We start from the raw sequence: 20,410 nt of genomic DNA, 5'->3' as shown, positions 1-20,410 counted from the left end.
TCCTCCTCTTGCTTAGTAATAAAATGATAATTATGAAAGCGTGTTCATTATAGTTGGATTGTACTGTTCTTTAAATTAAATCTCAATATTATGACAATTTTATTCTTTTTGTACTTTATGAACATGGATATTTTTAATAGTTGCTTCATTTTCAGTTTTGTCATAATAATAGAAAAAGGAGATTGATAGTTTCGAATATTTTATCAAAGGATATGAAGTATGAAGAAATCAGGCAAAGTGTCATTACAAACGAAAATAGTAAGCTTAATTATCGCGTTAATTTTATTTGTCGTTCTCCAATTAGCGGGAATATTTGTTTACATTCAGTCCGTTGATACAAAGCGCCAAGTGGAGCAGTTAGCACTGCAAACTGCGAAGTCGCTCTCTTTTATGCCAGCTATAAAAGATGCTTTTCAAAATAACGAACATAAAAGTACCATTCAATCCATTGCGGAACAAGTTCGTGAGCAAGCTGGTGCAGATTATGTCATTATAGAAGATCGCTTTGGGGTGATGTATTCTCATTCTAATTCGGAGTTAATTGGCACAAAGAGTAACAATCCATATAACTATGAAGCACTCACCTTTGGTGGTTATTATACGCTCGAAGGAAATGGTGTAAATGGCCCGGCTTTAATGGCGAAAGCACCGATTATTGTTCAGAACGGAGACTACGATCAAGTCGTAGGTGTTGTGACAGTAGAGTTTTTAATAAAAGGTATTGAATCTAACATACTGAGCAGAACGAAAGAAATTATACTCTTTTCCTTAGCTGTATTACTAGTTGGAATTGTTGGTGGCATTCTTTTAGCACGTAGCATTCGTAAAGATACACTCGGTTTGGAACCGAATGAAATCGCAGCGCTATACCGGGAACGAAGTGCGATACTACTATCTATAAAAGAAGGAATTATCGCCATTGATCAAAATGGTTTTATTACGATGATGAACACGTCAGCAGAAGAGATGCTACATGTAAATGGTGATTATATGCAACAACACATTTCAAAAGTGTTACCGGATTTTAATATGGAAAGAGTGCTAGAAAACGATCAAGAAATCGCGTTTCAAGATAAAGTATTTATTTTAAACATGACACCGATACTCGAAAATAATAATACAGTAGGCGTTGTATGTAGTTTTAGAGATAAAACAGAACTGCAAAACCTTGTGAACACAATATCTGAGGTAAGAAAGTATTCAGAGGACTTACGTGCTCAAACGCATGAATTTACAAATAAACTTTTCGTTTTATCAGGATTACTTCAGTTAGGACATTACAAAGAAGCAATTGAATTTATCCAGCAAGAATCTAATATTCATCAAAGCCAAAACCATATTTTATTTCATCAAATTCACGATGCGAAAGTACAAGCTATTTTATTAGGAAAAATCGGAACAGCGTCTGAAAAGAAAATTGATTTTCATATTGAAGGAGATAGCGCGCTTCATCCGTTACCAGACCATATAAAAGTGTCGCATCTTATTACGATCCTTGGAAACATAATCGATAATGCATTTGATGCGGTGAATGAACGAGAGGAAAAGAGTGTTTCCTTCTTTGTTACGGATATTGGACACGATATTGTGTTTGAAGTGATAGATAGCGGGATAGGAATACCGGCAGAAAAAATAACGACCATTTTTCAAAAAGGATTTTCAACGAAAGGAACTGATCGTGGTTACGGACTAGCAAACGTGAAAGAAATGGTAGATCTACTAGAGGGAACTATTGAAATTCAAAACGAGAAAAATGGGGGAGCTATTTTTACAATTTACCTTCCGAAAACATTGAAAGAAAGTACATGACAAACAGGGGGATGGACATATGTTGAAGGTTGCAATTGCAGAAGATGATTTCCGCGTCGCGCAAATTCAGGAAGAGTTTTTATTAAAAATAAAGGATGTAAAAGTAATCGGAAAAGCATTGAACGCGAAAGAAACGATGGAACTACTACAAAAGGAAGAAATCGATTTACTTCTATTAGATAATTACTTACCAGATGGAATCGGAACAGACTTATTACCACAAATTCATGCTGACTTTCCAAGCGTTGACGTCATTATGGTAACGGCGGCGAATGAAAACTATATGCTAGAAAAAGCAATTCGAAACGGCGTAAGCAACTACCTTATAAAACCAGTCACGTTAGAAAAATTTGTTCGTACAATTGAAGACTATAAAAGAAAGAAGCAACTATTACATAGTAACAATGAAGTGAATCAAGCACTCATCGATAATTTCTTCGGGACTTCGCAAACACAAGACATAAAAAACTTACCGACAGGTGTGGATCCGTTAACACTGCAAAAAGTGAAAGGGATTATAAAAGGATTTGAAGATGGCATTACAATAGAAGAAATGGGAGAACAAATGGGGGCCTCCAGAACAACCGCAAGAAGATATTTAGAATACTTAGTAGCGACCGGCGAATACACAGTCGAGTATACATACGGCATTATCGGACGACCAGAACGAAAATACCGAATAGGAAGAGGTCTATGAAAAAACGATTATTACTATGTATATGGATCATGACAGGAGTAATAGTAATAGCTGGTTGTTCCTCGGAAAAATCCCATACGAATAAAGTGAACATCGACAAATTAGAAATCGTTGCGCCAAACGTTCAAGGAGCAGGATGGGACTTAACAGCACGAGCAATGCAAAAAACACTAACAGAAGAAAAAATCTTCACAAAACCAATCACAGTCACAAACAAAGTAGGTGGCAGCGGTGATGTCGGATGGAAATATACGAAACAAAAAGGCGGTCACGTACTGGCGATTAACTCAAGCTTACTCATAACGAACAACCTACTAGGCCACAGTAAACTAACATATAAAGACTTCACACCGCTCGCAACACTTGCATCAGATTGGGAAGTTGTTGTCGTATCAAAAGACTCAAACATAGAAAACGCAAAACAACTCATGGAACAACTAAAACAAAACAAGAAAAACTTCAAAATCGGCGTTGCCCCAGGCCTAGGAAACGACGATCACCTATCCTTCGTACAAGTAAGCAAAGCCTTCGGCATAAACCCAGCCGAACTACAATTCTTCGTCTACGAAAACAAAGAAAAAATCATAAACGCCCTAACGAACAAACAAATAAACGCCGCAACCATGACCCTATCCGAAGCCGAAAAACAATACAAAGCCGGCAAAATAAAAATACTAGCCGTATCTGCCCCAAAACGACTAGACCGCCTACAAGAAATCCCAACGTGGAAAGAACAAGGAATCGACGTCATCTTCCAGCACTGGAAAGGAATTATGGGCCCAAAAGATATGACGGAGGAAGAGGTTGCTTATTGGGATGGTGTGATTAAGAGGATGGTGGAGAGTGATAGTTGGAAGGGGATTTTGAGGGAGCGGGGTTGGGAGAGTTTTTATAAGGATAGTGGGGAGACGAGGGAATTTTTGGAGGAGAGTAGTTTAGGGTATGGTGAGTTGATAGGAGGAATTGGCTTGAGATGATGAGAGAGAGTACTTCTACAATAAATTATGTAAAAACACCTTCTCACTGTATGTACTAATCATGTGAAGTGAGAAGGTGTTTTTTATGGTTATAGAAACTAAAGATAAATTATTCGTTAACGCTATTGGCAACAACAGAAGCAATATAAGAACTATTCAACCAATAACACTGCTTTGTAATTTGCTGTCCATCAGGTAAAGTTACTTTATCAGCACCGTTGCGGGCTTTTGGTCGAATATGTGCAACGCCGTTGAAATTCATTTTTGGTAGGTTATTTACTTCAACGGTTTTATCACCACGTGTTTTATATTCAAGTTGAATACCTTCATTTACCACCGTATTTACTTCTTCCCAAAGTTCACGTATCTCTTTTTCTATTGTAGGAACAGGCATGTTCCAAAGTTTAATACCTTTAAAGTAGAGCTCGCGGTTTGGGTTTTCTTTTTTTGTTTGTTTAAATTCAAAAATTACAAATAAGAATTTGGTTTGGTAGAAGCGTTCTCGAATTTCGCTCTCTTCCCATGCTTCATTTGTCCATTGATGGAAATCAATAGTTTCAAATGACATGCTTTGTTCTGGTTTTCCGTTTGGCTCTAGGCGGACTGTTTTAAATTCTATATTTGCTTTAGCGAATTCTTCAATATTAGTAAGACGTGTGTTTTTAATACCTAGTAAAGAGCTTACCAGTGATGGAATGAAATTTTTTGCAGTAGGTTTAGAATCTATTTCTAGTGAGTGGGCAATCTCTTTATCTGTTAATCCTATATAAGGTTCGAATTTTGAATGAAGGAATTCCTCTAATGATTTTCCTTTTAAGTCGTTTGCTGTTGTGAAGCTTATTAACTCTTCATTTTTGATATATCTACGAACTAATGTAGTCATATAAGATGGTTTTAATGAAAACGCTCGTTGCATTGCTTGTATTTCGGAAAATGGTTGTGGACGAATTGAATTTTTATTTGCTCCCTTTGTACAGGCTCCCAAATAATTTGTATCGCCTTCAGATAACTCATGTGCTTTTCCAGAACGAATCTTAGATACGATTGTTTCCCAATCTTGCTTTATTATTTCTAAGTCAGCTTCAGGATATGAAAATAGAACACTCTTTGCGATATGGAAGTCTTGACGATTTAAATCTGCTTTCCATTCGTAAAACATAAGTAATAATTTTTTGTTCTTTTCCCAGAAGCTAGACTCTTCAAAAGATGTATTAACTTCCTCCATGTAGTTAATGATATTTAAAACTAAGCGTTCTTTAGCGGATAAAGAACCATTTTTATTTTGCTTAAAAGGTGTTACTTTTAGTTTAACTCCAAGGTTTGTAAAGTTAATATCCGCATCTGAGGCGCTTTCATACCCAAAAAATCCTTCTTTGATTAACTGACCAAGTTCACCTTTAGAATTTGCTGTTGTAAGTTTATTTGTTGAATCAATTTTATTAAATTTTTGTCCTTCAGCTTTTTTTGCTTTTAACATTAGTTCATCTAGTGTAACGTATGTAACCATAGTAATCCCCTTTCGTATTCTATATTAATTAGTTTGCTTAGAAACTGTTAAATGAAAAGTTGTGATATAATAAAAAGCTGTTTTAATTTTATAGAGATAAAAATTATGTAAAGGAAAATCAGAGGATTTCTTACTAAATAAGATATGGAAATCCGAAATCTATATTATGGAATAGAAGTGTTTACTCTCATAATGGAGGGATTGATCTTTTCCTTACTTTTTATTATAATGAAGCATAAAGAAATAAAACACCGAAGGGATGTTCGTGTATTTATGGTGAAAGTAGTAGAACTTTTTGCGGGAGTGGGGGGTTTTAGGTTAGGACTTGAAGCGAACGAGAATTTTGATATTATTTGGGGAAATCAGTGGGAGCCTTTAACTAAAGCGCAACATGCATTTGATTGTTATATCACTCAATTTGAAAATAAAGGAATACATGAAAATAAAGATATAGCAGAGGTTTGGCCAGAAATACCTGAGCATGATTTATTGGTAGGTGGCTTTCCATGTCAAGATTATTCAGTAGCACGCACAATATCAAATGAAAAAGGAATACAAGGGAAAAAAGGTGTTCTTTTTTGGGAGATAATGAACATAGTTAATTCTCGCAAGCCAAGATTTGTTTTGTTAGAGAATGTAGATAGATTATTGAAATCACCAGCAAAACAAAGAGGTCGTGATTTTTCTATTATGCTGGCGAGCTTTAGAGATGCAGGGTACTCGGTGGAATGGCGAGTTATTAACGCTGCGGATTATGGGAATTCACAAAGAAGACGAAGAGTATTTATTTTCGCGTACTTAAAAGAATCTCATTTTGCATCAGTTCAAAGTGAAATGAAGTCGTTAGAGATATTATGTGAAAATGGATTTTTCGCTCCGATTTTTAATGTGCATGAAGCGCCTAAAGAAAACAAAAAAAGAGGGCAATTTGAGTTGCCAGTCGATATTATTGAGGTTTCTGATACATTTAAAGCTGAATACTATAATTCTGGCGTGATGATAGATGGACAAGTATATACCGAAGAATTAGTTCCGGTAACGGAAAATCCAGAGACTTTAGGTGAGGTTGTTCAGAAAGTATATGATAAATTTGGTCCTGCAGATGAATCATATTACTTGAAAATGGATAAGGTTAACAAAAAGGGAAGAACGGAATTTGAGGAACTTAAGTACCTTAAAGGGCCTAAAAAGGAAGAAAGGGTATCAAAGGCGACAGGTCATAAATATTTCTATGCCGAGGGAGGAATGGCTTTCCCTGATGATTTAAATAAACCTGGACGTACAATGTTAACAAGTGAAGGGACTTGTAATAGAAGTTCTCATGTAATTGAAGATCCTTACACAAAAAAACTAAGATACTTAACACCAGTTGAATGTGAGTTATTAAATGGATTTCCGATGGATTGGACGAATACAGGTATGCCAAAAAGAAACAGGTACTTTTGCATGGGAAATGCTTTAGTGGTTGATTTGGTGGAGCGAATGGGTCAAAGGATTTTAGAGATTAACAAAGAAGAAGAGAAGATGGATAGTGTTGTACAGTTAAGTTTATTTTAGAAAGTAAATGTAGCATGTTTTTGTGAAAAACTTAAAAGTATATAGTGTTGGATAACCTGGGTTCTATAGTTAAAGACTCAGGTTATTTTTTATGTAATCTTTTAAAAGTAAGAATGGAGTAGTGGGAACTGTTTAATTTTATTATGAATAAAAAAACCACTAATTTCCTTTTTTCTTAATACCAACAATTCTTCTATAGATATTGTATAATATGGAATATATTCGAAACGTATTTTTAGATTAAGAGGTGTTACATCATTGGAGAAATATACATTTGATTTTCTACAAGAGGTATTCCCCGAGTTAGTGGAGATGGGGAGAGATATTGAAAATATTTTTTATCAAGATCCCCAATCGGTTTTAATTAAGGGAAGAATATTTGCAGAGCTATTATCAAAACGCATTGCGGAAGAACATGAACTGCACGACGTACAATACTTAAAGCAAGTAGAGCGTATTCAAAAATTAGAAAGAGAAGATATCTTATCAAAGGAAATTTCACGTGCATTTGATACTGTTCGCTATTTAGGAAATAAAGCGGCACATGAACATATTGAAAGTGGGGTAGAGAGTGCTTTCAAAATGCATAAAAATCTATTCCAAATTGCAGTATGGTTTATGGAGGTATACGGGAGTTATGAGTTTGTTGCCCCGAAATACAAACATCCACAGCCGAAGAGTAGTGTACATATTGTGGAGAAATTAGAAGAAAAGATATCTGCTAGTTTAGAAGAAAAGTTAAAAATGCTAATTGAGATTGCAAATAAACAAAATAAATCAAATCAAACTGAGGAATTAACAGAAATAAATAACGCTGAGATTGCGGTAGGGTTAGAAATTGAAGATAAACAGTCTGTGGATAACGAAGAAGAAGCAGATAACAATTTTGTGTATGATGATTTTATTTTAGGAGAAGGAGAGAGCTATTTACTAGCAGAACTCTCGAAGCTGAAAGAATCATCTCAAGAGGCTATCGAAAATCCTAATGAATTTAGTTCGTTTAAGGATTATTTACATGTTGAAAGAACGATACAGAACGATATGATGTCTGCTCTAACAGCAGCAGCTGGGCAAAATACAAGTCAATTAATTTTCTTGTGTGGTAGCGTTGGAGATGGGAAATCACATTTATTATCGTATGTGAAAAATAAATATCCTGAATTGATGGAAGAGTTTTCGGTGCATAATGATGCTACGGAAAGTTTTGATCCACAAAAGAGTTCCCTTGATACATTAGCGGAAGTATTAAAGCCATATAGTGATAGTGAGATTGATGGTTCTAGATTCAAGCTAATTTTAGCTATTAACCTAGGAGTTCTGCATAACTTTATTGAATCAGATTATGCAAAAGAGAACTACCGAATTTTAACAAAATTTATTGAGGAATCTGGAATATTTGAGGCAAATGAAGTTGCTACTAATCAACAAAGCGGTAATTTTCACTTAATTAGCTTTAGTGATTATCAACCTTTTGAATTAACTAGTGAAGGGCCAAAATCAGATTACTTTTCATCAATTTTAAAGCGAATTGTGGTTGAGTCAGAAAACAATCCATTCTATCAAGCTTATTTGAAGGATAAGCAACGTGGTATAAATGGATTCTTTATGGTGAATTATGAGTTATTGCAACAACAACAAATACGAGATGGTGTTTTAAGTATATTAATTGAAGCAATAGTTAAGCATAAGATGATTATTTCGACACGTTCCATGCTTAATTTTATTTATGATATTTTAGTACCTTCTCATGGGAATGAAGATTTTCTTGGGGCAGGTATGATGGAAAAAACCGAAGCCTTATTACCGAATTTATTATTTGATGGTCAAGAAAAATCAAATTTACTAGCAGTTATTTCTAAAATGGATCCTATTCATCTACGATCAAATAGTGTAGACCAAATGCTAATTGAGCTAAACAATTCAGTAAATATGAAGAATACTTTCCAAAAGCATTTGAATTTACATGGACTTGATGGATGGATAGAAGGGCTAGAAGAAATGGGTTCTTTCTTTGAGCTAAGTGATTCATCTAGACAGGTATTCAATAAAACATTAATACGTATGTCATTATTTTTATCTCCGGTTTTAAATGAAATATTTGGGGATGAAAATTATAAAAAATATATGGAATATTTATATGCCTTTAATAAAGGAAATCGATCTGATTTAAAAGATATGTATAATTTAGCGAGAAAATCAATTTTCTTATGGAACGGAAGTCCGAAGTCAGATTATGTATTTATGGATTACTCAAATGATACTACTCAGGTTGCACAGTCTCTTAAAATTAAGCCGTTTGTAGGACATTTGAAAGGGGTAGAACCAGAGGTTTTAAATCGATTTAAATTAAATATATTACTTGCTTTTTCCAATGAGGATAAAGTAGCGCCTGTATATTTAGAAATTGATTATCCATTATATGAAATGATGGTCAAACTTTCAAAAGGTTATCGTCCGAATAAAAAGGATAAAGAAGATTGCATTCAGTTCGTTGAATTTGTGGATAAGATAATGAAATTAGGAAATAGAGAAAAAGAATTATTGTTTGTTCAATCTAATGAAAATGGAATGTTTAGACTAACATACGACGAAGATTTTGAAGAATTTACGTTTAGAAGGGATTAGAAAATGATTGTAAGAGAGAATTTAGAGGATTTGAAAAACTCGCTGAGTATTAAACCAGAAAAGTTAGGATTAAAACATACAATAAATAAAAAAGCTCCTCTGTTACCTTTCTCTACCCGAGGAACAGAGCGGGCAAAATTCGCAAAAGGGTTTCAGGGAGTATTAGGAGAGTTTACGCGTCTAGTCAGCGGAAATAGGTTAAAAATGGAAGTTAATCTAGAAGAACTTATTGGAGAGATTAGTAAATCTGTCGATGTATCAAAGCAAGATAAGTCGCAATTTGAACAAATACTACGTACCTTTCTGCAGGATAGTGACAATACAATTAAAATTTTTCATTTGCATTTGTTTCAATATTTACCATTAAGTGATAAGGCTGATAAAAAAGGAGAACAAGATATTGCTAGATTCCTTTTAGACGTCTTATTAGGTGAAAAAGAAACAGTAGAAGAGATTTTTGGAAAAAGCGATTCAACAGATTTAATGTCACGTCTTGTGTTAAAACAATTAAATCATTTGGAGAGCGACGAAAAAGAACGCCGTCCGTATATTAATCAAATTCCATTTATCTCAAAGCTATTCAAAGAAGATTTTCAATTTTTAGCGGAACATAAAGATTATTTTAGAACGCATTATCATTTGTTTCTTAGTTATTATTACTTTATATATATTACTCAATTGACTTTAAAGCTTTCACAAGTTGGGAAAGCGAACTTTAGTGAGAACAATGAAGTTTATTTTACACTTGACTGGGAGTCTACGAGTAAGAATAGAAAAGGTTATACTCATGGTTATCAAATGATTAAAGATACAGGTAGACATTTACTACTACATATTAATTGCTTAGAACATTTAAATTTCCTAATGGGAGTAGAAAAAGCAGGTGGCTATCCTGAATTAAAGGAAACATATCAGCAATTATCAGATGAGGATAAAAAAGTATTTTTAGAGATGCTTTGTGATTGGGTTATGGAATATAGAGGACATTTAGGTCTTGGGGCTTATGAAGGAAATTTAGAATTAGAATATGATACGCTTGTACAATCCTTATTCCGTAGTATAGAAGAAGCCTATGAAAAAGATACGATGCAAGGACCTCGACATAGATATTCTTTATCAATAGAAGAGGTTGGAAAAAAATATTTCTTAAAAACTCGAGGTTCACTTGGTTATATGCTTAATATTAGTCAAGATATGTTGTTGCTACTAACAGCATTGAGTTTAAAAAAGGAAAGAAAACCTTTGAAGCAAGTATTCATAGATTTAGAGGCTAGAGGCCTATTCTTTGATCGGTACTCAAAAGAAGAAATTGTACAGTTATTTGATAAGCTGAATTTAATAGACAAAAAAAGTGATAGCGGTGATGCACAGTATGTTAAACCAATTTTATAATTATCTTTCAGATAAACTAATAAATTATTTAGAAGCGGAAAATCTTAGAGGTGGAGAGCGATTTTACCTTCAATTTGATAATCATGAACAAGTGCAAGCATTTTATGACACATTAAAAGAACAAGATTTATCGCAGGCGTTTTATTACCAGCATAAGCAAGGAACTCCATACGAAACGATTGCTATTAAGGTTTCAGAGGAAATGAAAGTAGTTGTTGCGACTACATCGGCAAATGTTACTCCGGACTTTTTAGTAACACTTCGTAATGAAGTCGGTGAACAAAAGGATGTTTGGGAGAAAACAGCTTTACTTAGTATATGTCATGAGACACTGGACAGTATTAAGGGTGGTAGCAGTGATTTACAAAAAGAGGGCATGCCATTTAATGTGAAATCAATTTTAAAAACATTAAAAGAAGAGATTGAAACTTCTTCTCTAAATAAAGAGGAGAAGGAAGTACTTTCATTTTATTTACGTAAAAAATTAGATGATACAATTGTGCGACCATCTCTTTGGGATTATGAAGAAATTCTTGGATTTTTATCAAAACAAGAGATTGCGAGAGAAGATTATTCTAATCTAGGGATTTTTTATGATGAAAATTTAAATCAATTTACTTCAGCTCAAATGAAAAAAAGGCTAGAAGAAAATGCTTCATTTTTTGAGAAAGTACAACATATGCACGAGTATGAGCATTTAGAGAGTCAATTAGAAAAATTATTCGATGAAAAAGGTGTGTCTCGTCTAAAGAAGGAAGATTGGCAGCAAGCGGATTATGTTCTTATTAAAGATTCTTACGACAAAATGACTGAAATAGATCGCCCTTTAGAATATATTGAATCAGCAAAGAAATATTCAAAAGAAGGTTTATTATATTGGGAAAAGGCACAAGCTGAGACAAAGGCTGGGAGACGTAAACGTCATATTATTGTTTTTAATCCTACACAGATAGAAAATATCAACCTAAACTTTGAATTTGAAGAAAAGTTAAAGAGGGAATACATTCATAAAAATTCACAGGGTTTTTGTGGAGTATCTGGGAAAAAGCTAACTGTTAGTTTAGCGCATAAGCAAAATGTGACTTCATTCCATAAAGCTGTATATACGCATAAAATGCAATCTAAGTCGAAATATGAATTTCATATTGCTGTTGTAGAATGTGAAGCCGCGTTTTTACAATCACTTCAAACAATTTATGAAGTGAATGTGAATAAGAAAAATGTAGTTATGAATAAAGCTGAAGAATGTATTGTTTTTGGAGATATTTCTAATGACCCAGAAGAAGTATTTATTGAGGAAGATGCGCAGATTATAAATTGGCAAGGTGGAAGTTTTGAAGTCTCTGAATCTTCCCCTGCATGGAATGATGATAGTTTATCGTTTTCTGTTCAAATTGAAACATCTTTAATTCCTATTCTTATTAGAGAGCAAGTTGCAAAGACTGTTCCAGTATCAGGAGAAAGGATATGGAAATTAAAAAGAGAACATCAAGAAAGCTTTGAATATAACCTTGATACAAATAAATTAAAACAAGGTGCAAGGGAATTTTCAGCACGAGAAGGATTCCGAAATTATTTACAAGATGAGAGAGTATGGATTGAAAATGAAATCGCTTTTGCAGTTAGAGGAGTATCAGGCCTAAATAAGGTTGAATTATCAATGAACCCATCATTGAGAGAGGCGTACCAACAATTATTAAATTACTATAAATTTAATAATACGCTTCCTAGTCTTTGTTTTGCGGATGATCAATTAAGAGAGCTATCTATAAGATACTTGAAAGCTTTTAACGAAAGCGTTGCTCATATACAAGAAAATGTAATGTTAAAAGAAGAAGAAAAGAATCTGTTTAAATTGGGAGTTATTGAAGAGGAACAAAGAGTCATACTGACACCGTTGCATCCTCTTAATGTTGCCTATCAGTTAAGTATTAATGATGAAATTAAAAACGAAATAGTTGAAATGCATATTTTAAATCGTTTGCATCCTAACAATCTATTGCCATATATATATGGACAGAATGATGAATTGTATAGGCCAGTTTCTCAAAATGAAGCGCCTGAATGGACTGTTTATGAACCGCTTCATAAGGTTGCGATTGGAGAATCTAATGCGTTTTTAGCTAATGTAGTTGAAGAAAAGCTTCAACAATTTGTGGAACATTTCCAATACTTATTTTTACAAGAATCTAAGTCTCCGATACGAATCAATGTGATTAATATAAATAATGATAAAGAAGTTGTAAGAGGTTTAGTACAGTTTATTAAGAAGCAGATAGATAAAAAAGGGCCGTCCAAAATTATACCAGTAGAGGTTGCTTTATATCATGAGGGTAATATACTAAGTGCTTTTGAAAAATTTTCTATATATGATGATGTTCAAAAATTCGAGGAGTTCTTTGAATTATCGTTAACATCAAAGAATCTTGATGCTGTAGACGTATTAAGGCTAATTCGAGAAAATGTTTTCTATTATAAACTTATTGGTACGAAAGAATATGGTTACGCTCATATTTCATTCTATAAAATGATTTCAAATGAGAAGCATGCGAAAAGTACAATGGAAGATATTGAAACAGGATTATCTTTAAATGGAATGTTATCATCCCTATCATCTATTAGTACAGAAGTAGATTATCGTACAGGATTTGGATTAAAAAATGTATTGAATAATGAAGATTTATTAATTCGAACTGCTATAGGAATGAATGAATTAGGAAGTAATTTAAATAATGATGGTACAAACCCTTACCGTAAGAATGAAACAATTGTTACGAGAACATCTACTTATGATGAACAAGTTCTAGAACATTTATATGAATCTTCTTATTGGGTAACATTTATTGAACCTAATGTAGGTTTAGATTTCTTCCAAGATTCATCACGTAATTTATTGGTCATTCACTATAGTGATCAATATTCTTCATCAAGCCAGTATGATGCAATTACAGTGACGGATAAAGCGAGACAATACCGAGCGGTTATTGAACAGTATTTAGCAGAAAAAGAAATTGTATCGACACCTGAAAAAATTAATACAGCTATTAGAGCTTTCAATAGTCTAAATGGTGAGTGGTTGCTAAGAATTATAGGAAGTAAGGGACAATTCTCAAGAGAAAAGTTAAGTATTATTTCAGCTGTGAAGTATATATTAAGTGCTTTAGATCATGAGAATATTTTATGGGTTCCTATCTCATTAGAAGAAATATTGCGTGTTGCTGGAGCGGTAAAATTAACGAAAAGTGAAGGGGTATTCTCTGCAAAAAATCTAGGCGGAAAAGGTGCACATAGTGACGATTTACTGTTAATCGGAGTAGAAATGCAAGATGATAAATTATCAGTGCATTACTATCCAGTGGAAGTGAAAATCGGCTTAAATCAAGACAGTGCTATTGCAAAAGCAAAAGAGCAAATTAATGCTACTAAGCAACTATTTGATACGCAACTTTCTAAAACAAGTGAAGATGGTTTACATGTATTTAAACATAAATTTTTCCGAAACTTCTTTGTGCAGTTACTGCTAGCGAATGCAGAGAAATTTATTGCAAATAACATTTGGCCAGAAAAATCTTATGAGAAAATTGAAGAACTAAAGAAAAGATTATTAAATGATGAGTATGAAATGAGCGGACATTTGGATGATAAAATCGGAAAAGGAGCAATTTTATCATTCAAAAAGGAACAAGCATGGAGATCTGTTAAAATTGAAGAAGATATTTTATTAGTGGAATTAACCGAAGAGGATGGATATGAAGGAGTAGTCGAAGAAATTGAGGCACTCAAAATGAAAATCCATTCTGGTGGAACTGATATTAATCCAGATAGATTATTGAATAAGAATCATGACCCCAATCAAGAGTTAAAAGGTTCTAGCAATAAAGTAGTTTCAACTGTACCTCCTTCTCAAGAAGTAGTAGAAGAAAAAGAAACAAAAGAATTAAAGGACATCCGCGTTTTGTTAGGGACAGTAGAGGGATCGACTCAAGAAATATATTGGGAATTCGGAAACCCAGAGTTAGCAAATAGACATATTTTAATCTCGGGTAAATCAGGGCAAGGTAAGAGTTATTTCATTCAATGTCTGCTTCTTGAACTGGCGCAAAATGGAATTTCTAGTATGATATTTGACTATACAGATGGATTTAAGAATTCTAAGTTAGAACCGGAATTTAAAGAGAAACTGCAAGATAATGTTGAACAATTCCTAGTAGCAAAAGACAAATTCCCAATAAATCCATTTAGAAGAAATCAAAAAGAATTGGATGAAGGAATTTATATCGATGAAGATAATACAGATGTTGCTGAAAGAATTAAAAGTGTATTTTCTGCTGTATATAAAGATTTAGGTATCCAGCAACAAAACGCTATATATGAAGCGGTAATGCGTGGTTTAGATAAATATGGCGAGGATATGAATTTAAATTACTTATTAGCAGAGTTGGAAGAAGATACTTCAGGACCGGCTAAAACAGCAAGGTCACAAATTAAGCCATTTATTGATAAGAATCCATTTAATCATAATGCTGTATATAATTGGGGAGATATACTGAACCAAAAAGGTAAAGTGTTTATTGTACAATTAACAGGCTTTAATAGAGATGTACAGCTTATGATTACAGAGTTTATCTTGTGGGATATTTGGAACTACCAATTGCATCACGGAGATAAAAATAAACCATTCCCAGTTATATTAGATGAAGCGCAAAATCTGGATCATAGAGAAAAATCACCGAGTGCCAAAATTTTAACTGAAGGAAGAAAATTTGGTTGGTCAGGTTGGTATGCAACACAATCATTAAAAGGGCAATTTACAACAGATGAAATTTCACGACTACAGAATTCAAGTCAAAAAGTGTATTTCATGCCACCAGAAAATGAGATTAGTGCCATTGCATCAAACCTTGCTCAAGATTCAGCTATGCGAAAAGAATGGGAAAAGCGACTTGCAACATTGAAGAAAGGCCAATGTATCACTTCGGGACCAATGTTACAGAAGGATGGTACGTTGAAGTCGGGGAGTCCTGTGATTATTAATATTAGTGCGTTGCAGGATAGATTGAAGTAATAATTTAATAGTGATATGTAAGTTTTAGAAAACCACCTTGAACGGTATATTTGTTTGAGGTGGTTTTTGTATTGTTAATCATGTTGAAAGCTAGAAATAATAGGAGGTCCTCCTTGCCAAGGCTTTTAAAATTTTTAAGTGACTTTCATAGAGAGTAAGGTGAGGGGAATTCGTGACTAGATAAATTCTTAGTATTTAAAGAGTCTGTATACGGTTGATCTTTTAATTTAGCGGAGATACAATAGGTGAATCATAAAAATGAAAGGGGGAAGAGGGGGGGATTTTATGATTCTTTTGAATAGTATCTCAATCTTATTTCTCTTCTATTGGTGTGTTGTGAATCAACATATTGTTGTTAAATGGAACGCTATTTTTAAGAAATTTAATGAAAATGTAGTGTTTGGGATATTTATTACATGTATGTTATTTTGGTTGGAGTATTTATTTCAAATGTTTTTTGATAGATAATCAGTTTTTTATCAGGTAAATAGACACAATGGAGTATGTAAGATATTTCATTGTGTCTATCTTTTCAGAACTAATTATAGTTTCTTTCTTGCACCTCCCCCAACGTCACCCCCTAACCTAAAGAAGATAAATCAAAAAGGGGGGACAAAACCAACCATGAAAACCACCACAAAAGAAAAAAGAAACACCATCATCATGCTACTACTCTCAGCCATAATAGGAATCTTTTCACCACTTCTCATGTACATCACGCTGGCATGGAAAAACGAAGTGTACAAATATCATTGCCGAAAGGCGTTCAACTTTCATTTGTTAATCTTTCTTCTATTTAATATTAGTACGCGTATTAGTGATGTTTTGTTTTGGATTTATCTTTGAGGTAGTTCAAGTGATCATTGTTGCGTGGAAAGTAATACGTGATGAACCGTATCGTTATTTCATTCGAATTCCGTTATTTAAAGAAGATAAGTACGCGTTGGAAGGAGAATAGGTGATGAAACAAGAAGTGGAGGTAAAGGGAAAGCAATTTTTTGTTATGGTTGCAGTGTTGTTTATTGCGATTTATATTGTTTTACGAAAAAGAATGTATGAGTACTTTTATGATGGTATTAGTGAGTATGAAAATCGTTATAGAAGGAATATTCCTTTTTTATTGCTTGTTATAGGTTTATTTCAATATTGTCGGCAGAATGAGATGAGTTTTTCTCGTATGCTTCAGTATGTGAGAGAGAAGTTAGCGGAGTAGGTGATGTTATGGCGTGGATGATTAGTGAGTTTGCAAGTATTGGGGATGTTACGGTGCGGACGCTTCGTTATTATGACAAGATTAATTTATTAAAGCCAAGCGATTATACTGAGGGAGGTCATCGGTTATATACAAAAGATGATTTGTATGTGCTACAGCAAATTCAATCGTTTAAGCATCTCGGTTTTTCGCTTGGGGAAATTCAAAATATTATATTACAGCGGAATGTAGAGACTGAAGATTTTTTAAGACAAATGCATTTTCAAAGGGAATTGCTTTTGGCAGAGCAAGAAAGAATTGCGAAGGTGCTTTCGCATATGGATGAGATGACGAAGAAGTTTCAAAAGGAAGAACGAGTGGATGTCGCTTTGTTTTCTTCGTTTTTGCAAACCTTCATATGGGAGAAAGAAAATAAAGAATGGTTAGAGGAACACTTTTCAACGGAGAGTATTCAAGCGTTTTATAATAATAAGGAATTAAAAGAAAAGTTTGATCGGCGTTTTATGGATGTGATAGGGAAGTTGAAAAAGTATAAGGAAGAAGAGAAGGATCCGAGTCATCATGACGTTCAAGTTACTTTGAAGGAATTTTTCAATTTAATAGAAGGAGTAACGAACTATCTTGATATAACTCAAAGTGATATAGAGGATATAATCCAAAAATCAGACCTTCCACTATCCGAATTCCCGGCTCTCTTCACAACCAAAGAAGAAAACTATATAAAAGAAGCAATCCAGCAGTTTAACAACTAGTTAAACTGCTTTTCCATTATAATAGAAGAAAAACCAAACGGAGGAAAAATCCCATGCCAACCTACAACAAACTAATTAGAAATAAAATCCCACAAATAATAAAATCCAACGGAAAAACATCCACAACAAGAATCCTAAACGAAGATGAATACATAGAGGAACTCTGCAAGAAAACACAAGAGGAACTAACCGAATACCTAGAAGCAGACACAAAAGAACATAAACTCGAAGAACTATCCGACCTACTAGAACTAATAAACGCTCTAGCCGAACACGAAGGGACAACACTAGAAGAAATCAACAACATCCGTAAAAAGAAAGCAGAAGAACGAGGCGGCTTTTCGGATCGAGTCTTCCTAATCGAAGTAACTGATAACTAGCCCCTCCTAAGCCCTTTACAAGCCCCTACCAAGTAATAAATAACTAAGAAAAAACATAACAAAACAAAAACAACAACAAACACCGTAGTAGTAGTCAAAAAAAATTTAAAATAACACGCCAAAAACCCGGCCCTCCTTCCTATATATAGTACAAAGAGGAAATTTTCATTTTTGAATTAGGACGGGAGGAATTAGGATGGCGGTGTATCGTAATGTGCAGGTGAATTTTTGGCAGGATGATTTTGTTTTGGATTTGACGCCGGAGGAGCGGTACTTTTATGTGTATTTGTTAACTTGTTCGAAGACGACGCAGTGTGGGATTTTTCCTTTTCCGAAGCGGTTAGCTGAGATGGAGACAGGTTATAATCGGGAGACTGTTGATAAGCTTGTGCAGCGCTTTGTTGATTATGGGAAGATTCTGTATGATGCGGATACGCGAGAGTTATTCGTTTTAAATTGGCTTCGTTATAATCCTGTGACGAATATGAATGTGGAGAAGTGTGTACTTCGTGAGCTGAAGGGTGTGAAGAATAAGGAGTTTGTACATATGTTTCTTCAGAAGTGCGTTGAGGAAGAGATGAATGTTCCGATGCTTTTAGCGCATTTCGGTATGCCGAGTGATTTGGCTGTGGATGATGTTGAGCCAGTTTGTGAGGAGACAGAGGAAGAAGAGGTTATAGAGGAGGAAACGGGGAGTCGTGTGTTTTCTTTTTATGAGCAACATTTCGGTAGTTTGTCTCCGCATACTGTAGAGGAACTGAGTGCGTGGATGGAAGATTTGTCAGAGGAGCTTGTGCTGAAGGCTCTTCAAATTGCGTTTGAGAATAATAAGCGGACGGTTGCTTATGTGAAAGGGATTTTGAGAGGTTGGCATGGGAAAGGATTTACGAAAGTGTGTGAAGTTGAGGCGGATACAGCTAAGTTTCGGAAAAAGGAGTCGTCTGTTAGTACGGGGGAGACGGAGGAGTTTTTGGCGAGGTGTGAGGAGTGGGAGAAAAATGCGCCGTCTGAGGAAGAGTTGCAGCGCTTTTTAGCGGAGCGCGGGTGGCGTCCATGAGTATTCAAAATGTGGAGGCGGAAAAGACGGTGTTAGGTTCTCTATTACTTGATGGAGAGCTTATTAAGGAGTGCCGTTTGACAGAGCAGTATTTTTCGATGCCAGTACATAAGTCTATATTTCAGTTAATGCGAAAGATGGAAGGAGAGGGGCAACCGATTGATCTTGTGACGTTCATTTCTAGGGTAGATCCGAAGTTTTTAGAGGGGATCGGGGGAATGGAGTATTTTATAGGGTTAATGGATGGTGTGCCTACTACTAGAAACTTCTCATATTATGAGGGGCTTGTTCGAGGTGCCTGGAAAATGTATCAGGCTGGTGTTCTCGGGCACAAGATGGGAGAGCGTCTTATTGCGGAGAAGAGTGAGAAAGTTATCGGTGAGACGATTACGGCACTTTGTGAGTTAGAGGAAAAAGACTCTGTATGTGAGTTTGATTTGAAGGATGCGTTAGTTGATTTGTATGAGGAGCTTCATCAAGATGTGAAAGAGATTACTGGTATTGAGACTGGTTATACATCGTTAAATAAGATGACGTGCGGATTGCAGGAAGGTGATTTTGTCGTTCTTGGTGCGCGTCCTTCTATGGGAAAGACTGCGTTTGCGCTTAATGTTGGACTGCATGCGGCGAAGTCTGGAGCGGCGGTTGGATTGTTTTCATTAGAGATGAGTAGTAAGCAATTGTTGAAAAGGATGGCATCTTGCGTGGGCGAAGTGTCAGGAGGTAGGCTAAAAAATCCGAAGCATCGTTTTGCGATGGAAGATTGGGAGAAGGTAAGTAAGGCGTTTGCGGAGATTGGTGAGTTGCCATTTGAGATTTACGACAATGCAGGCGTTACGGTGCAAGATATTTGGATGCAAACTCGTAAGTTAAAGAGGAAACACGGTGATAAAAAGCTTTTAGTCATTGTAGATTATTTGCAGCTTATTACAGGCGATTCGAAGCATAAGGGCAATCGATTTCAAGAGATCAGTGAGATTTCTCGTAAGCTTAAGTTATTAGCGCGTGAATTAAATGTTTGTGTAGTAGCGTTATCACAGTTATCTCGTTCGGTAGAAGCACGGCAAGATAAGCGTCCGCTTTTATCTGATTTAAGAGAGACGGGACAAATTGAGCAAGATGCGGATGTCATTATGCTTATGTATCGTGAGGATTATTACGATAAGGAAACGAAGCAGAAGGAGATGACGGAGATTCATGTGGCGAAGCATCGAAACGGACCTGTTGGTAGTTTTAAGCTGAGGTTTTTGAAGGAGTTTGGGCGGTTTGTGGAGAGGGAGAAGTAGTGAGAGGAAGGTGTTTTGAAAATAGCATGTGCATGTGAACCAAAGTTGTAACGCTAATTTTATAAGTTATATAATGAAGAAAATGGTAACTAA

Annotated in this window: 13 protein-coding genes and 1 pseudogene; 13 read left to right on the top strand and 1 reads right to left on the bottom strand. The window is 34.9% G+C overall.

Features of this window, described 5'->3' with window-relative positions:
• Positions 1–219: 219 nt before the first annotated feature.
• From H6481_RS06145 to H6481_RS06135, 3 genes are read left to right on the top strand one after another with little or no spacing between them, the layout of a single operon-like run.
• On the top strand, positions 220–1,809 hold the full coding sequence (locus H6481_RS06145; RefSeq protein WP_182811217.1) for a sensor histidine kinase: 1,590 nt from the start codon (positions 220–222) through the stop codon (positions 1,807–1,809).
• 19 nt (positions 1,810–1,828) lie between these two features.
• Positions 1,829–2,506 (top strand): response regulator, encoded by a 678-nt coding sequence (locus tag H6481_RS06140; RefSeq protein ID WP_182811214.1) that lies wholly within the window; start codon positions 1,829–1,831, stop codon positions 2,504–2,506.
• Entirely contained in the window at positions 2,503–3,483 is a 981-nt protein-coding gene (locus H6481_RS06135) for a tripartite tricarboxylate transporter substrate-binding protein (RefSeq protein WP_182811212.1), read from the top strand. Before H6481_RS06140 ends, H6481_RS06135 begins: the two co-directional genes overlap by 4 nt.
• A gap of 109 nt (positions 3,484–3,592) precedes the next feature.
• Here the strand turns inward: H6481_RS06135 and H6481_RS06130 are convergent, their stop codons facing one another.
• Positions 3,593–4,990: a Sau3AI family type II restriction endonuclease gene (locus H6481_RS06130; RefSeq protein WP_182811209.1), complete on the bottom strand. Its 1,398-nt coding sequence runs from the start codon at positions 4,988–4,990 to the stop codon at positions 3,593–3,595.
• A gap of 273 nt (positions 4,991–5,263) precedes the next feature.
• Between H6481_RS06130 and dcm the strand changes: the two genes are divergently transcribed.
• The 10 genes and pseudogenes from dcm to dnaB all read left to right on the top strand — a co-directional run bounded on the left by dcm (position 5,264) and on the right by dnaB (position 20,317).
• On the top strand, positions 5,264–6,547 hold the full coding sequence (gene dcm, locus H6481_RS06125) for a DNA (cytosine-5-)-methyltransferase (protein WP_097984156.1): 1,284 nt from the start codon (positions 5,264–5,266) through the stop codon (positions 6,545–6,547).
• A gap of 258 nt (positions 6,548–6,805) precedes the next feature.
• The gene (dptF, locus tag H6481_RS06120) at positions 6,806–9,172 is read left to right on the top strand and encodes a DNA phosphorothioation-dependent restriction protein DptF (protein WP_109737133.1); all 2,367 of its coding nucleotides are present in this window, start codon (positions 6,806–6,808) and stop codon (positions 9,170–9,172) included.
• A 3-nt stretch (positions 9,173–9,175) separates the two neighbouring features.
• Positions 9,176–10,564 carry a DNA phosphorothioation-dependent restriction protein DptG gene (gene dptG / locus H6481_RS06115; protein WP_182811207.1) on the top strand — a complete coding sequence of 463 codons (1,389 nt, stop codon included), beginning with the start codon at positions 9,176–9,178 and terminating at the stop codon, positions 10,562–10,564.
• Positions 10,545–15,629, top strand: coding sequence for a DNA phosphorothioation-dependent restriction protein DptH (gene dptH / locus H6481_RS06110; protein ID WP_097984552.1), 5,085 nt, complete (start codon positions 10,545–10,547; stop codon positions 15,627–15,629). Before dptG ends, dptH begins: the two co-directional genes overlap by 20 nt.
• A gap of 624 nt (positions 15,630–16,253) precedes the next feature.
• Positions 16,254–16,587 (top strand): annotated as a pseudogene (locus tag H6481_RS28710) (DUF4870 domain-containing protein).
• A 3-nt stretch (positions 16,588–16,590) separates the two neighbouring features.
• Positions 16,591–16,842, top strand: coding sequence for a hypothetical protein (locus H6481_RS06105; protein ID WP_023521293.1), 252 nt, complete (start codon positions 16,591–16,593; stop codon positions 16,840–16,842).
• A gap of 8 nt (positions 16,843–16,850) precedes the next feature.
• The gene (locus tag H6481_RS06100; protein WP_023521294.1) at positions 16,851–17,594 is read left to right on the top strand and encodes a MerR family transcriptional regulator; all 744 of its coding nucleotides are present in this window, start codon (positions 16,851–16,853) and stop codon (positions 17,592–17,594) included.
• 53 nt (positions 17,595–17,647) lie between these two features.
• Complete coding sequence (locus H6481_RS06095) at positions 17,648–17,974, top strand: nucleoside triphosphate pyrophosphohydrolase (protein WP_182811204.1); 327 nt, start codon at positions 17,648–17,650, stop codon at positions 17,972–17,974.
• A gap of 196 nt (positions 17,975–18,170) precedes the next feature.
• Complete coding sequence (locus tag H6481_RS06090) at positions 18,171–19,031, top strand: DnaD domain protein (protein WP_182811201.1); 861 nt, start codon at positions 18,171–18,173, stop codon at positions 19,029–19,031.
• On the top strand, positions 19,028–20,317 hold the full coding sequence (gene dnaB / locus H6481_RS06085) for a replicative DNA helicase (protein WP_182811198.1): 1,290 nt from the start codon (positions 19,028–19,030) through the stop codon (positions 20,315–20,317). Before H6481_RS06090 ends, dnaB begins: the two co-directional genes overlap by 4 nt.
• The last annotated feature ends 93 nt before the right edge of the window (positions 20,318–20,410 follow it).

The organism is Bacillus sp. ME78, from assembly GCF_903970865.1.
GTDB classification, from domain to species: Bacteria; Bacillota; Bacilli; order Bacillales; family Bacillaceae_G; genus Bacillus_A; species Bacillus_A cereus.
This window is presented reverse-complemented; position numbering and strand designations above follow the sequence as displayed.